Source organism: Aliishimia ponticola (genome assembly GCF_004803475.1).
In the GTDB taxonomy this organism is placed as follows: domain Bacteria; phylum Pseudomonadota; class Alphaproteobacteria; order Rhodobacterales; family Rhodobacteraceae; genus Aliishimia; species Aliishimia ponticola.
The window spans coordinates 680,311-694,438 of record NZ_SRKY01000001.1 but is presented as its reverse complement, the minus strand read 5'-3'; the positions used below and the strand labels follow the sequence as shown (position 1 = coordinate 694,438).

General features: G+C 57.6%; 14 protein-coding genes and 2 tRNA genes. 11 read left to right on the top strand and 5 right to left on the bottom strand.

Going from position 1 to position 14,128, the window contains the following annotated elements; genetic code table 11:
- Positions 1–27 precede the first annotated feature (27 nt).
- The 3 genes from E4Z66_RS03345 (at position 28) to E4Z66_RS03335 (ending at position 4,413) form a co-directional block, all read left to right on the top strand.
- Complete coding sequence (locus E4Z66_RS03345; protein WP_168797708.1) at positions 28–1,374, top strand: DNA methyltransferase; 1,347 nt, start codon at positions 28–30, stop codon at positions 1,372–1,374.
- On the top strand, positions 1,375–2,616 hold the full coding sequence (locus tag E4Z66_RS03340; RefSeq protein ID WP_136461509.1) for a DNA methyltransferase: 1,242 nt from the start codon (positions 1,375–1,377) through the stop codon (positions 2,614–2,616). It abuts the gene before it with no gap.
- Between the two features lie 72 nt (positions 2,617–2,688).
- Positions 2,689–4,413, top strand: a complete 1,725-nt coding sequence (locus E4Z66_RS03335) for a protein NO VEIN domain-containing protein (RefSeq protein WP_246035902.1) — start codon at positions 2,689–2,691, stop codon at positions 4,411–4,413.
- 507 nt (positions 4,414–4,920) lie between these two features.
- Here the strand turns inward: E4Z66_RS03335 and E4Z66_RS03330 are convergent.
- Positions 4,921–4,995 (bottom strand) — tRNA-Asn (locus tag E4Z66_RS03330).
- Positions 4,996–5,055: 60 nt separating this feature from the next.
- Positions 5,056–5,988, bottom strand: a complete 933-nt coding sequence (locus tag E4Z66_RS03325; RefSeq protein ID WP_136461507.1) for an MBL fold metallo-hydrolase — start codon at positions 5,986–5,988, stop codon at positions 5,056–5,058.
- 43 nt (positions 5,989–6,031) lie between these two features.
- Between E4Z66_RS03325 and E4Z66_RS03320 the strand changes: the two genes are divergently transcribed.
- The 4 genes from E4Z66_RS03320 (at position 6,032) to E4Z66_RS03305 (ending at position 9,187) form a co-directional block, all read left to right on the top strand.
- Positions 6,032–7,342, top strand: a complete 1,311-nt coding sequence (locus tag E4Z66_RS03320) for an ATP-binding protein (RefSeq protein ID WP_136461506.1) — start codon at positions 6,032–6,034, stop codon at positions 7,340–7,342.
- An 85-nt stretch (positions 7,343–7,427) separates the two neighbouring features.
- Complete coding sequence (locus tag E4Z66_RS03315) at positions 7,428–7,883, top strand: PaaI family thioesterase (protein WP_136461505.1); 456 nt, start codon at positions 7,428–7,430, stop codon at positions 7,881–7,883.
- Between the two features lie 399 nt (positions 7,884–8,282).
- Positions 8,283–8,825 (top strand): winged helix-turn-helix domain-containing protein, encoded by a 543-nt coding sequence (locus tag E4Z66_RS03310; RefSeq protein ID WP_168797707.1) that lies wholly within the window; start codon positions 8,283–8,285, stop codon positions 8,823–8,825.
- Between the two features lie 173 nt (positions 8,826–8,998).
- Positions 8,999–9,187, top strand: coding sequence for a hypothetical protein (locus tag E4Z66_RS03305; RefSeq protein WP_136461503.1), 189 nt, complete (start codon positions 8,999–9,001; stop codon positions 9,185–9,187).
- Positions 9,188–9,225: 38 nt separating this feature from the next.
- Here E4Z66_RS03305 and E4Z66_RS03300 read toward each other — a convergent pair.
- Positions 9,226–9,302 (bottom strand) — tRNA-Ile (locus E4Z66_RS03300).
- A gap of 107 nt (positions 9,303–9,409) precedes the next feature.
- On the opposite strand from E4Z66_RS03300, the gene purM reads away from it, so the two are divergent.
- From purM to rnd, 3 genes are all read left to right on the top strand, one after another.
- Complete coding sequence (gene purM / locus E4Z66_RS03295; protein WP_136461502.1) at positions 9,410–10,471, top strand: phosphoribosylformylglycinamidine cyclo-ligase; 1,062 nt, start codon at positions 9,410–9,412, stop codon at positions 10,469–10,471.
- Positions 10,468–11,061: a phosphoribosylglycinamide formyltransferase gene (purN, locus tag E4Z66_RS03290; RefSeq protein ID WP_136461501.1), complete on the top strand. Its 594-nt coding sequence runs from the start codon at positions 10,468–10,470 to the stop codon at positions 11,059–11,061. The genes purM and purN overlap by 4 nt, the downstream gene beginning before the upstream one ends.
- 70 nt (positions 11,062–11,131) lie before the next feature.
- Positions 11,132–12,289, top strand: a complete 1,158-nt coding sequence (gene rnd, locus E4Z66_RS03285) for a ribonuclease D (protein ID WP_136461500.1) — start codon at positions 11,132–11,134, stop codon at positions 12,287–12,289.
- A gap of 39 nt (positions 12,290–12,328) precedes the next feature.
- Here rnd and E4Z66_RS03280 read toward each other — a convergent pair whose 3' ends face one another.
- Positions 12,329–12,853 (bottom strand): hypothetical protein, encoded by a 525-nt coding sequence (locus E4Z66_RS03280; protein ID WP_136461499.1) that lies wholly within the window; start codon positions 12,851–12,853, stop codon positions 12,329–12,331.
- A 137-nt stretch (positions 12,854–12,990) separates the two neighbouring features.
- Here E4Z66_RS03280 and E4Z66_RS03275 point away from each other — a divergent pair, with 137 nt between their 5' ends.
- A complete protein-coding gene (locus E4Z66_RS03275) occupies positions 12,991–13,404 on the top strand; it encodes a SufE family protein (RefSeq protein WP_136461498.1) in 414 nt (137 codons plus the stop codon).
- A 16-nt stretch (positions 13,405–13,420) separates the two neighbouring features.
- Here E4Z66_RS03275 and E4Z66_RS03270 read toward each other — a convergent pair whose 3' ends face one another.
- Complete coding sequence (locus E4Z66_RS03270) at positions 13,421–14,053, bottom strand: DUF1638 domain-containing protein (protein ID WP_136461497.1); 633 nt, start codon at positions 14,051–14,053, stop codon at positions 13,421–13,423.
- Positions 14,054–14,128: the final 75 nt, after the last annotated feature.

Sequence of the window (14,128 nt, the reverse complement as noted above, 5' to 3'; positions counted from 1 at the left end):
GAACACAACGATCACGACGGGGTGAGCATGACACTATCGGACATCAATCCAGAATCGGAATCTGCCTCTCTGGTTGGTGACCTGTATCGTCATTACCGCGCACTTGAACGAGATATTCGGGTAAACGAAAAATCAACTCGAACAACCTACCGGTCACCCGTGAACTTCATCGAGTCCATGCAAAAGCCGAGGCATCGATGGTTCCCCTACAAAGAAGGGTTTTCGCCATCATTTGTAGAAGAATTTCTTACTACCAGAGTGTCCATCAACGGTGGATTGGTTGTGGATCCATTTTCAGGGTCAGGAACAACCGCATTGGTTGCGGGCGAACTTGGCTTTCGTGGACTTGGCTTTGATGTGAGCCCACTAACTGATTTTGTCGCAAGAACAAAAGCCGTGGTTATGAGCGCTAAAGAATTGCGATCATTAAAGAGCTACCTGCTTGATTTTGCGAATTCGCCACTTGGCAGTCGCGCCTCAAATCCAAATAATACGACGGTTGAACGCTATTTCGAACCGGAGGTACTAGATGCGTTGCTAAGGGCTAAAGGCTTTTTCAGCGAAATCGATTGCCCAAAAATTAGCTCACTCTTCAAACTGGCTTTTTTGAGTGCGATTGAGCCGTTTTCAACGCATAGAAAAGCCGGGAATGGTGTAAAGAGAAAAACTAACTATGAATGGCCAACAGCAGAAACGGATAGCGTTTTGGCCGTTAAACATTTCATGGGCGAGATTTTGGAGATGTTTGCCTCGGACATCGAGCAAACACCGAATTTCTACCCCCCAGAGTTTCTGCAGAGATCTTGTTTGGGGGACTCGCTGTCGGAAGAAGTTGAAGACGTTAGCGCGGTGTTGACCTCGCCGCCATATGCTAACTGCTTTGACTACAGCAAGATCTACATGTCAGAGCTTTGGCTGGGAGATTTTTTCGAATCGAAAGCAGATCAACAGGCTTTTCGAGAGGCTTCCGTTCGCTCCCATGTGCACGCAACTTGGGCGGATAGATATTGCGAATTTGGGGTGCCTGTCGTTGATGAAATAATACGGCCGTACATTGAAGAGCAAGACCTATGGTCCCCGAGAATCGGTAGCATGCTATCTGGGTATTTTGCTGACCTCGGAAATCTCTTAACGAACCTGAAGCCGAGAATGAGAAATGGTGGCAAGCTTGGTTTTGTCGTCGGAAATTCCTTCTATGGTGGTGTGGCGGTCGCCACCGATCTGTTGTTAGCCGAGCTTGGAAGAAGTAGAGGCTATGAGGTGGAAGAGGTCCGCGTTTATCGCGGAATCATTCCATCTTCGCAGCAGTTTCGAAAACTTGGGAACAACCGGAAATACATGCGCGAGAGCATGGTCGTGTTGCGGAGGTCGTAGGTGGAGACAACAACGAATTTTAGAGAGTTGCAGTGGGGAGCAGAGATTCAGCTCCCAAACAGCCGAGCACTGTCAAAATCACCTCACTTTGTCGGGGGACGATATCCTTGCCGGAGTGTCGCATACGTTCCTCGTATGATTCTTGAAGACTATTCGTCGAATTCAAACGGAATCAAAGTGTTGGATCCGTTCATGGGATCAGGCACCACGGCCATTGAAGCTGTCCGCTACGCGAACTCAGTACACGGCGTGGAGGTCGACCCATACGCGCGGTTGATCGCAACTGTAGCAACTAGAAAGTACTCCTCACACGAGATTCAAGAAATGCAGTCCTTGGTCTCCGAGATTGAAAAAAGGGTGCAAAAGCAGAAACCAAATATTGCCCTGAAGCCCGAGCTTGCCAATATCGACTACTGGTTCGACGACGTGAACTTCGCTGACCTGCTTAAGTTGAAATCCACCATTTTTGATCTCACGGACGAAGGCAAGATTCGCGACTTTCTTCTTGCCGCTTTCGGTGACATCATTCGGGCTTGTTCAAAGGCAGAACGGCAATCGCTCAAGCCTTACATTTCCAAAAAGTACGAGAAAACGCCGAAGCCAGTGATGGAAGAGTTTTCGAGAATTGCCCCAAAGTACATCGATGCAGTTCTGGAGACCGGCAAACACAAATTTGATGGAATCGTTTGGGAGGGTTGGGATGCCACTGATTTCGATGTCTCAACGTCCATTGATCTAGCCATTACTTCGCCTCCTTACATTAACGCGATGGATTACACGCGATGTATCAAGCTGGAAAGTGCTTGGATCGGTACTGCTGACGACCAAGCAATTCGCACTGTCCGCAACGCGCAACTTGGAGAGAGCATTCGCCGCCATCGGGTAATTGGCGATGAGTTCGTTTCTTCACTCGCCCGGAAACACTTTGGGGAACTTGAGGCGATTGATGAATCTAGGTACAAAACGGCTTTGGTTTTCTTCGATGATATGAAGCGAAACCTCCAGTCTGTTTTTCAAGCGCTGAAATCAGGCGGTTCTTATTACATCATCATCGGAAACAGCAAAATTCGCGACATTGATGTTCCGACTCATCAAGTCATCGCGGAAATTGCAGGTGAACTGGGCTACAATTGGGAAAAGTACTTCCTGTATCGGATCAAAGACCATCGCACTTCGATCCCTAGGGGTGATCGAGGCGGGAAAATCGAGTTCGAACATGTACTTGGTCTTGTGAAGCCCTAAACACTCATTTCCTTGCCGTTCGTAGCATGGCATCCTTCTCCCAGAGATTGATTCCATGCTGGCGCGGTGACGATGACGATAAATTCGCAATTCCTGTTTTTTTATATCGATGAGCTAATTAAGCACCACTGGGTTGACTGGCTAGAAGGCCCACTTTCTGAGGTTCCCCCTAGAGAGCATAAGGGTGTCAGGGGATTCCAAGGGGCAGTTGGGGATACAGGAGCGGGGCCAAGAACGCGTGCTGGCGAAGCTTACCAACTAGGTATTCTTTCTGGCCGCATTGTTCAGCCTCGAGTTGCTGGAGCTTCGTTTCCGTCTGGTTGGCAGGCTGTAGTTGACGGTCGAGTTCCGTCTACGAAGCTCGGGTTCTACTCATATGTTATAGGAAAGGCACTGCGTGAGAATCCCACCGACCCAAATCTTGTACGGGCTCTGGATTGTCTTGCAAGTATCTTTATTCTGCACATAGGTTTCCAATCTGATGGACGATGGTTCAACACCGCATTGGTCTTCCAATTCGCCTACAATCAGTTGGCAAGTGTCCTAGGGCGCAGTTTAACCGATGATGAAGTTCGGTATCTTGCAGCCGCAGTAATCAACACACTCGACAGCGATGAGCGTGAGATCCTCTTGGAGCCCTATATTGCCGATCAGTCGATTGACGGTCTTCGTTTCGATTTGAACGATGGACGCACTATCCATTTCGACTTGAACGAACTTCCCGACATCGCTGCTGAAAAGAGGATTGGCGTCAATGATTTCGAGAAAACAAAGGCTGCTCTCTTTTGGGCAAATCCATCGCGCGGAATATTTACGCGCGCGGCACGGTCGCGCGGCAGCCGTTTGATACAAGAACTGATTAACGTAGACCAACAACTCGCTCAGAAAGGCGAAGGCAATCTGCTGGAAGAAACCCTTAACGCTATTCAAAACAACAACGACAACCCGGGAATATTTTCAATTGCAGAAGAGGCCTTTGCGGATTTTCCTGGCTTGCTGCGTGAATGGCAAGATTTGGAATCTGAGTTGTTCGATGCAACCAACAAAGCTGTTGAAGCAGTTGAGTTGGATACTGCTCCCCCAATCTGGATTACTTCACAACACGAAATACGCGGAATGGCCGCGGCTGACACCGCAGCCGGCGAGTTTGGAACGGAAGAGTTAGAAGGAGACTCCGAAGAGGTGGAGGAAGTACCGGCTGCTGGTGAAGAGTCGCCGGAGCCCAGCAAGCCAGTCAAAAAGAAACCCAGAAAGCAACTTGAGTTACCTTCCGAGGAATATCTCAAGGATTTGGTTGAACGCGAACTCGACGAGATTTCCGAAGCGACCCCAGTGGCCAGCTCGGCACCGGAAGCGACAAAAAAGAAAGGGAAACCGCGCGCAACGCAAACAAATTTCGCAGAGAAAGAGGCGCGCAATCGCAAATTGGGAGAGGCCGGAGAGTTCTTTGTATATCAGTATGAAATCCGGAAACTTATTGCAGCAGGAAAAGAAGATTTGGCCAAACGTGTTAATTGGGTATCGAAAGAGCTGGGTGATGGCCTAGGGTACGACATCAGATCATTTGATCCTGATGGGAGCGAGGTATTCCTAGAAGTGAAGACCACTACTAGCGGACGAGCGACGCCTTTTTTCGTTTCCAACAACGAAGTCGCCGTTTCCGAAGAAAAGGGGAATGCCTACCGTCTGGTTCGCGTGTTCAACTTTCCCGAAAAACCGCGGTTCTTCACGCTCGAGGGGAGTCTTTCGGACGTGCTTCAGCTCGAGGCAACCTCATACCGCGCACGCGTGCTATAGAAGACGCGCACCCCGACTAAGCCAACGCAACGCGATCAACAAACCGAGATATCACAATAGCCCGGCGAAAAACCTTCGTTGACTTGAAGGAATACCTAACGGCCATGGAAATGGCGCGGAATTTCTACCGAGAAAACGGCCATCTTCGGCAGAGTATAGAATGCCGCGAAATTTCCGACTTTTTAGGAATGTCGAATATCGTAGTTTGGCATGCGTACATGCGAGGTGATCTGGGCGTTCCATCGCCAATTCTCGAGCGAGCCAAGGCTTGGGCTGTTGGAGATGTGTTTTATGAATCACCTGAGCGACCTTGCAGACAATGTCGCGGGATTCGGAGAAAGCCCGGCGACGACATCTGCTATGATTGCGAGGAGGCATACCGCGACAAGCAGCAAAAGAACTGAATGGAGGCTATGCCCAACGAGTCATCGTTGCAAAATCGTTGCAAAAACAAAAAACCGCCCGGGAGGGCGGTCATGTTACACTCTTGTTATCTAAGAGAGATTTTGGCTCCGGCGGTAGGGATCGAACCTACGACCAATTGATTAACAGTCAACTGCTCTACCGCTGAGCTACGCCGGAACCGTGCGGCGCGATATAGCAATGGGTTTCGCCCCCGTCCAGAGCCTTTTTCACGATTTTTCATTTCGCGTGCAGTTTCTCGGGGTTGAGGCGGAAAATCGTCTCGGCGGTCAGGGCGCCCGTCGGCGCGACCAAGGATTTCCCATAAAGATCAACAAGGTGGGCCAGGACGTTGCGGGCGGCCGCGCCAAGCAAGGCGGGCGGTGTTTCGGTATAGATGGCTTCGGCCAGGGCAAAAGCGGTGGCGGGCCCGTGTTCCAGCGCGGCCAAGATCGACGCCTCGCGCGATAGGCGGTGACTCGTCAGCCAGTTCAACCGATCCGCAGGGGCCGTGATTGGCGCGCCGTGGCCGGGCAGAAAGACATCCCACGTGCGGGCGGACAGCTTGGCGCAGGAGGCCATGAAATCCGTCAGGTCGCCATCGGGCGGCGACACCAGCGACGATGCCCAGCCCATGACGTGATCGGCGGTGAAGCAGGTTCTGCCCAGCGCGAAGGACAGGTGGTTGCCGATATGGCCGGGTGTGTGGATCGCTTCGAGTGTCCAGCCATGGCCTTGCACGATCTGGCCGTCCTGCAAGGTCTCGTCAGGGGTGAATTCGGTATCGATGCCTTCGCCGCCGCCGATCTCTCCGGCCTGCGCCAGTTCCTGCATCACCGCGCTGCGTCCCGAATCCGCCCCGCCGAAGGCCAGAATCGGCGCGCCAGTGGCCTCGGCGAGCGGACGGGCAAGGGGGGAATGATCCAGATGCGTGTGCGTCACAAGGATATGGCTGACGCGCGCGCCGGGACCGATGCTGGCCAGAATCGCCTCAAGATGCGCGTCGGATTGCGGGCCGGGGTCGATCACGGCCACCTCCTGCGTGCCCACCAGATAGGTGTTCGTGCCGCGATAGGTCATTGGCGAGGGGTTCGGGGCCACGATCCGGCGCACATCGGGCGCCACGGTCTCGGGTGTTCCGATCGGCGGATTGAAATCGTCAGGGGGCATCATGGGCGCGCTTTTCCTTTGCCGGGTCACGAGATACGCTTATCGCATGTCCTTCAAGTGGCTCAAACGCTATATGCCCCGCGGTCTGTATCAACGTGCCGCCCTGATCCTGATCCTGCCGGTTGTCGTGGTGCAACTGGTGGTTTCCGTCGTGTTCGCCCAGCGCCATTTCACGGAAGTCACGGCGCAGATGACGGATGCGATGATCGGGGACCTGACGCTGGTGTTCAAACGAATCGCGCAGGCCCCCGATGCGGATGGGGTGCCTGCCGCCCTGGCGGATCTTGCGGCGTTGGAGATCGACGTCGAGATGGGCGCGGAAATCCCCCCGCGTGATACACGGCTTTGGTATGATTTCACCGGCACGGTCTTTGGCCCGCGCTTGCAGGCCGCGTTCCCCCAGATCGAACGTCTTCTGCTGGCGGATGACACGGTGGTGGAGCTTTTCGCCCAAACGCAGAACGGCCCGGCCAAGATCAGCTTTGACCGGCGGCGCATCTCGGCGACGGCGCCGCACCAGCTTTATGTGAACATGATCTTCTTCGGCGTGCTGACCACGGTCATCGCCTATATCTATCTGCGCAATCAGCTGCGCCCCATCACGCGGCTGGCAGAGGCGGCAGAGGCCTTCGGGCGCGGGCGTCATTTGCCCTATACGGCGGGCGGCGCGGCAGAGGTCCGGGCCGCCGGCACAGCCTTTATCGACATGCGCAACCGGATCGAACGGCATATCGAACAGCGCACGCTGATGCTGTCGGGGGTCAGTCACGATCTGCGCACGCCGCTGACGCGCATGAAACTGGCGTTGAGCTTTCTGGAAAAGGAAGACCGCGAGCCGCTGGAACATGATGTCGAGGAAATGCAACGCCTTGTGGATGAGTTCCTGAGTTTCGTGAAAGGCGCCTCCGAAGGGATGCCGGAAGAGGTCGATCCCATTGCTTTGGTCCAAGGGGTGATCGAAGACGCGCAGCGGGCGGGCCGCAACGTCGTCTTGGCAGAGGCGCGCGGACAGGGGGTCATATCCCTGCGCGAAACCGCGATCCGGCGGGCGCTGGACAACCTCGTGTCGAATGGCGTGCGTTATGGCAAGCGGGCCGAGGTGTCGGTCGTCATGTCAGAGAAATCGCTGCGCATAAGGGTCGAAGATGACGGGCCGGGCATCCCCGAGAAGATGCGCGCAGAGGCGCAGAAACCCTTCGTGCGGCTTGATCCGTCACGCAATCAGGATCGCGGCGCGGGGGTGGGCCTTGGTCTGGCCATCGCGACGGATGTGGCGCGGTCTCATGGCGGGGTGCTGCGGCTGTCGGAAAGTGAACGGCTGGGCGGGCTATGCGCCGATATCGTTATCGCCCGATAGCGCGCGGCTGCCGCAAAATGCCGTAACGGCAGGGATTGCCGCTCGTGGCGTTGCGGGTTTTGTTGGACAGAGCAGGAGGAACCTCATGAGCACATCTTTCGATATGATCCGCGCGCATCTGTCCAATGCCGTGCCCTTCGCCAATACGGTCGGCGTCGTGCTGGGCGACATCACGGACGGTCACGCCGAAGCGCGGCTTGCGCAGCGGCCCGAGACATCCAACCACATTTCGTCAATGCATGCGGGGGCGATGTTCACCTTGGGCGAGGCGGCCTCTGGCGCGGCTTTGGCGGGGGCGCTGGCCCCTGTAATCCTTGAATGCAGGCCCGTGGCGAAGGATGCGCGGATTTCCTATGTGAAGGTCGCGAAAGGCACGCTTGTTGCGCGGGCAGCCACCGAACGCCCCGGCGCGGACCTGCTGGCCGAATTGCAGACCACGGGCAAGACCGTGTTCGACGTCGTGGTCGCGATTACCGATGCTGACAACAATCTGGTCAGTGAAATGTCCGTCACATGGCATGTCAGGTTGCAGACATCTTAAGGCCTGTGGTTAGCGTTCACGTTAACCTACACCAAAGATGGGTTTTGCCGACTCGTCGGTTTTTTCGCTAAGGCTAATGCGTCATCCGTTCCCAGTGGGGGGCGGCTGTTTCAACTGTGCTTGAGGCCCTGAACGGGTCGGCACGGTCGGGGTGGGGGCTCCGCGTGGAACAGGGGAGTAACCTTGATGCGAGTATTGATGAGTGTAACCACCTGGGATTCCGTCCGGCTTCAAGCTGATTTGAGCCAACTCGGATTTCCAGTGACGCCGGCAGAAGACGGAATTGCGATTTTTGAGTGTTTGGATCTTTTGGGTCACCCGGTGGTGATTCTGGAGACAGACCTTCCGGACCTTCGGTGGCGGATTGCGCTGGATCAGCTCCGCAAGGAATGTCCGAACATGTCCATTCTGCTTGTGGATTCCAATCGGGATGCCTCGGACAGAACCGACGCTTTGGAACTGGGCGCTGATGATGTGCTTGATCCCGGCACGCCTGCGTCGGAAGTCGCGGCGCGTATCCTTGCGGTGGCGACTCGCCGCGCGGGCTATGCCGGGCCGGTGCTGAATATCGGTCCTTTGCGCGTCAGCCTGTCTGAACGGAAGGTCTGGTGGGGCGCGGCACAGGTGAAAATGTCCCCGGCGCAATATACGATCTTTGAAAAGTTGTGCCTGAATGCACCGCATGCGGTCAGCAAGCATCTGATCATGGGGGAGCTTTACGGCATCGATGAAGGCGGCGAGGAACGCACGATCGACGTGTTCGTGGCGACGTTGCGCAGCCGTCTGGCGAATGCGGGCGCACCGCGTACCTTGATCGAAACGATCCGTGGGCGTGGCTATCGTCTGGCAGATGTGACGCCGGAAGACGATCAGATGTCCTTGCCGTTCGACATGCCGGTGGAAGATTTCGGTATCCCAGCGCAAATCTCGGATGTGGCGTGACGGTATGATGGCGGATTGATGCAGGGTCGCATGTCTGACGACATGACCTTGCCGAAAATCGGTCATCAAATGACCAGACTGGCCCGTTATCGCTGAAAATGCGCCATCTCGTTCAGGGGTGCGCGGGGCTCGTGCGCCTCGTTTCAGACAATTTTTGTAAAAGAGTTAGGTACATGAGCCCACAGCACAAACTTCTGGTCGACCGTTTGAAAAACTTGCTTGTCCTCGATGCGCGTCAGGGCAAGCCGATTGACTGGACCCGCTCTTCCATGCGCGTGGCCGGGTATCCGGAACGTGTGGTGAATGCCGCAATCGAAGAATATGTCGAAGAATATGGCGGGTTTGGCAGCCAAGCGCGCTGAGGCGCGACTGGGTTCAAACGGCATCTTGCGGAGTGATTTGGTAGGCCCGGCAGGACTTGAACCCGCAACCAAAGCGTTATGAGCGCTCTGCTCTAACCAATTGAGCTACAGGCCCGCCAAGGCTGTGGCTAAGCCCTTTGACCGGGGCAAGTCAAGACCGGCAGTTGCAGGGACTGCCGTGATGGTCTACGCCCTCGGCCAAAGCCAAGCCGGGGGAACCTTATGACCGATCAGGACCAGCGCAAGAACGGGATCACCTATGCCGATGCAGGCGTCGATATCGACGCGGGCAACGAGCTTGTCGAGCGGATCAAACCCGCGGCCAAGCGCACGCAACGCCCCGGCGTGATGTCGGGCCTTGGTGGGTTTGGCGGGCTCTTCGATTTGAAGGCGGCCGGATATGATGATCCGGTGCTGGTCGCGGCGACCGACGGGGTCGGGACCAAGCTGCGCATCGCCATCGATACGGGCAATGTGGATGGGGTCGGGATCGACCTTGTGGCCATGTGTGTCAACGATCTGGTGTGCCAGGGCGCAGAGCCGCTTTTCTTTCTCGACTATTTCGCCACGGGTAAACTGGAACTGGACGCGGCGGCGCGGGTGGTCGAAGGCATCGCGGAAGGCTGCGCGCTGTCCGGCTGCGCCCTGATCGGCGGCGAGACGGCGGAAATGCCGGGCATGTATCCCGAAGGCGATTTCGATCTGGCCGGCTTTGCCGTGGGCGCGATGGAGCGCGGTCAGACCTTGCCGCGCGATGTAGCCGAGGGCGATGTCCTTTTGGGGCTGGCCTCGTCCGGCGTGCATTCCAATGGCTACAGCCTTGTGCGCGCGCTGGTCGCACAGTCCGGCCTTGGTTGGGATGCCGATTGCCCTTGGGCGGATGGCACGCTTGGTGCGGCGCTTCTGGCACCCACGGTCCTTTACGTCAAAGGCTGCATCGCCGCGATGAAGGCCAGCAGCGGCGTTCACGCTTTTGCGCATATCACCGGTGGCGGCCTGACCGAAAACCTGCCGCGCGTGTTGCCCGAAGGGCTGCAGGCAGAGGTTGATCTGTCCGCTTGGGATTTGCCGCCGGTCTTCCGCTGGCTGGCCGAACAGGGCGGAATGGAAGCGGGCGAAATGCTCAAGACCTTCAACTGCGGTATCGGCATGGTGGTCGCGGTCGCGGCAGATCAGGTGGAAACCGCCCGCGCCGCGCTGCAAGAGGCCGGGCATGACGTCTATCAGATCGGCCAGATCGCAGCGGGGGATGGCGCGGTGCATTATACCGGATCGCTGATGTGACCAAGCGCGTCGCTATTTTCATCTCTGGCGGCGGATCGAACATGCGCGCGCTGGTCGATAGTATGACCGGCGATCATCCCGCACGTCCTGCCGTTATTCTGTCCAACAAGGAAGACGCGGGCGGCATCGCTTGGGCGCGCGGGCAGGGGCTGGCGACCGAAGTCGTGGACCACCGCCCCTTTGCCGGGGACCGCGCCGCGTTCGAAACCGCGCTGGCGCAGGCTTTGGCCCCGCACGCGCCGGATATCATCTGTCTGGCCGGGTTCATGCGTGTTCTCACCGCCGGATTCGTGACACCGTGGAGCGGGCGGATGATCAATATCCACCCGTCGCTGCTGCCGAAATATCGCGGGCTGCACACCCATGCGCGCGCATTGGAAGCAGGCGAGACCGAGCATGGCTGCACCGTGCATGAGGTCACACCGGAACTGGATGACGGGCCGATCCTTGGTCAGGCGCGGGTGCCGATCCAAGAGGGCGATACGCCTGACAGCCTTGCCGCGCGGGTTCTGGTGGAAGAACACCGCCTTTATCCCGCTGTGCTGCGCCGATTTGCAGCCGGGGATCGCCGCCCTGTCTGGTTGGGGTAGGCTCTGGTAAAGGCTGGCATCTTGGGCTAGGACGAAGGGATACGCTCAAGAAAGACAAGTATAGCCGTCTATGCGCATTCTGACCACGACCGAAGACCTCGCTGCATTTTGCGCCGAGGCGGCCCAAGCCCCCTATGTTACGGTAGATACCGAGTTTTTGCGGGAACGGACCTATTACGCCAAGCTTTGCCTCGCGCAGTTGGCCTATCCGGGGGACGGCAAGACCGACGCGGTTCTGGTCGATCCCTTGGGCAACGATATGTCGCTTGAGCCGCTCTATGAGCTTTTCCGCGATACGTCCGTGGTCAAAGTGTTCCACGCGGCGCGGCAGGATCTTGAAATCTTCTTCGTCGAAGCCGGGGTGATCCCCGAGCCGCTTTTTGACACGCAGGTTGCGGCCATGGTCTGCGGGTTTGGCGATCAGGTGGGCTATGAAACGCTGGTGAAGCGGATCGCGCGGGCCAAGCTGGACAAGACGTCACGCTTTACCGATTGGTCGCGCCGCCCGCTGACAGAAGCACAAAAAGCCTATGCGCTGGCTGACGTGACGCATTTGCGCAAGATCTACGAAGTGCTGTCGGAAGAACTGGCGCAGTCGGGGCGCGCGAAATGGGTCGGCGAAGAGCTTGAGGTTCTGACAACGCCCGAAACCTACCGGGTGGAGCCTGAAGACGCCTGGCAGCGGGTCAAGACGCGCACCAATAGCGGTAAGTTCCTCGCGCTGGTCAAGGAATTGGCGCGGTTCCGCGAGATCCATGCGCAGACCAAGAACATCCCGCGCAACCGGGTCTATAAGGACGACGCGCTGATCGAGCTTGCCTCGTTGAAGCCGTCGGACCTGAAGGAACTGGGGCGCGCGCGGCTGCTTTTGCGCGATGCGCGCAAAGGTGAGATTGCCGAAGGTATTCTTGAGGCCGTGAAGCGGGGGCTGGACTATCCGCCCGAGGATTTGCCGAAGGCCGATACCAGCCGTGACAAGCTGCAAGTCAATCCGGCGCTTGCCGACCTGCTGCGCGTGTTGCTGAAGGCCAAGACGGAAAGCTCTGGTGTTGCGCCGCGTCTGATTGCCAGCGCGTCCGATCTTGATGCGATTTCCGCGGGTCAGCGCGATCTGCAGGCGCTGCGCGGGTGGCGGTCCGAGGTGTTCGGAACAGATGCGCTGCGTCTGTGCGAGGGGAAAATCGCGCTGTCTGCCGATGGCGACGCGATCAAGATCGTCGAACTCTGACGGGTGGCGGCGCGGGGGACGCGCCGCTGACGCTTTGCTTTAGCGACGTACCTGCCGCGCGTTTTGTGCCGCGACCACGCGGATCGTGCGAACACCTTGCAACTGCTGATCTGTCAGCGCACGGGCCACCACGACTTCGCGCGACTGTTCGGTGCCGACCGGCTGCGGATCTTGCGGCACCTGCCGTTCGAACGTGTAGGTCAGCACGCCTTCGACCGGAACTTCATCTTCGTTAGCGGGCACCAATTCCACGTTGAACGCGCCCTGGGTCGCATCCAGCCCGGTCGCGCGAACGATTGCGCCGCCGGGCACACGCTCCACCTTGATATCCGTCACCGTGGCGATTGGTGTCGTCAGATCACGGTTGCGATATTCGTCGCGGCTGCGGTTGAACGAGGATTTCTGCGGGATCAGCGGGTTGACCTCTTCCGGGGCCTGCTGCTGGGCAGGGACTTCGCTGGAGCGGCCAAACCAGTTGAACGGATTGAGGCGAGAGTCGCGCACAGTGCCGCACCCGCCAAGCAACGTGGCCGAAATCAGAAGGATGGTCGTAGTTCTGCGCATATGCCCCATGCCCCGTCATCAAACTTTTCCTTGGGTTAACGCATCTGGGTGGGGTTGCAAAGCCTTCAATCCGGCAGGGGCTGGACGCGGTGGGTGCAGCGGATTAACTGCAAGGGCGCGAGAAGGAGAGTGACGATATGGCCAGTGCCGCCTTTGAAGAGATTGTGGAAGATTTCGAGTTTCTCGATGACTGGGAGGATCGTTACCGGTTTGTGATCGAAGAAGGCAAGAAACTGACGCCGCTGCCCGACGCGCTGAAAGTGCCCGCGACAAAGGTTGACGGTTGCGCCAGCCAGGTCTGGCTTCAGCCGGAGATCACGGATGGTGTGTTCCGGTTTGAAGGCGAAAGCGACGCGATGATCGTGCAGGGTCTGATCGCGCTTTTGCGCAAGCTTTACAACGGGTTGCCGGTGGCGGAGGTCGCCGCTGTCGATGCGCGGGCCGAAATGGCGCGGCTGGGGCTGAACGACCATCTGTCGGCGCAACGCTCCAACGGGCTTAGGGCGATGATCGAACGGATTCGCGCCGTGGCGGCAGAAGCGGCGGCCTGAGCGCGCCTGTGGCGGCTCACAAACCTGCCAGCGCGCTTTCCAGATCGCCATAGCCGGTGAAACGTCTTTCAAACGGCAGGCCAAGGCGCGCGGCGCAGGCTTTGGCCTTTTCTGTCAGGCCCGGATCATCGGTCTGCGCCTGATAGACCAGCTTTGTATAATTGCCGAACAGCATGTCGCGCAGTTCCGGGTGGCGGTCGAGGCCCATGGGTTTCCACACGAAAGCGTCGAATTGCCGGACAAGGAAATCGGTCAGGTAAAAGGTGCCAATGTCGTCGCCGCTGTCCGCGAACCGCGCGTTGCCCTCAAAAAAGCTGTAGCAATGCGGCCCCTCGATCATCTTTACGCCCATCTCGGTGCAGGCCGCCTGAAGCAACCCGCCAGTGCCGCAATCGGCATAGACCACGAAGATATCGTCATAGTCGGCGCGGTGGGTCTGAACCGCCTCGCGCACGGCGTCGGTGATCTTGTCCGGGTAAAGATGCAGCTTGGCGGGCAGGCAGGTCAGGTCCAGATGATCCCAACCATTGGCGGTTTTCAGATCAAGGATTTCGCGGGCCAAGGCGCCGCACGCGATCAGCAGGATACGCCCGCGCCCTGTTGCCTCTAACCCGTGTTCGGTCAGCGTGCTGTCACCGGGAAGTGTCATTCAACATGTCCTCCCAGCCATGGAGGGCCATTGGTAGGCGGGATTTTGCGGGCGGCCCTGCGGCGGGCCGTCCGA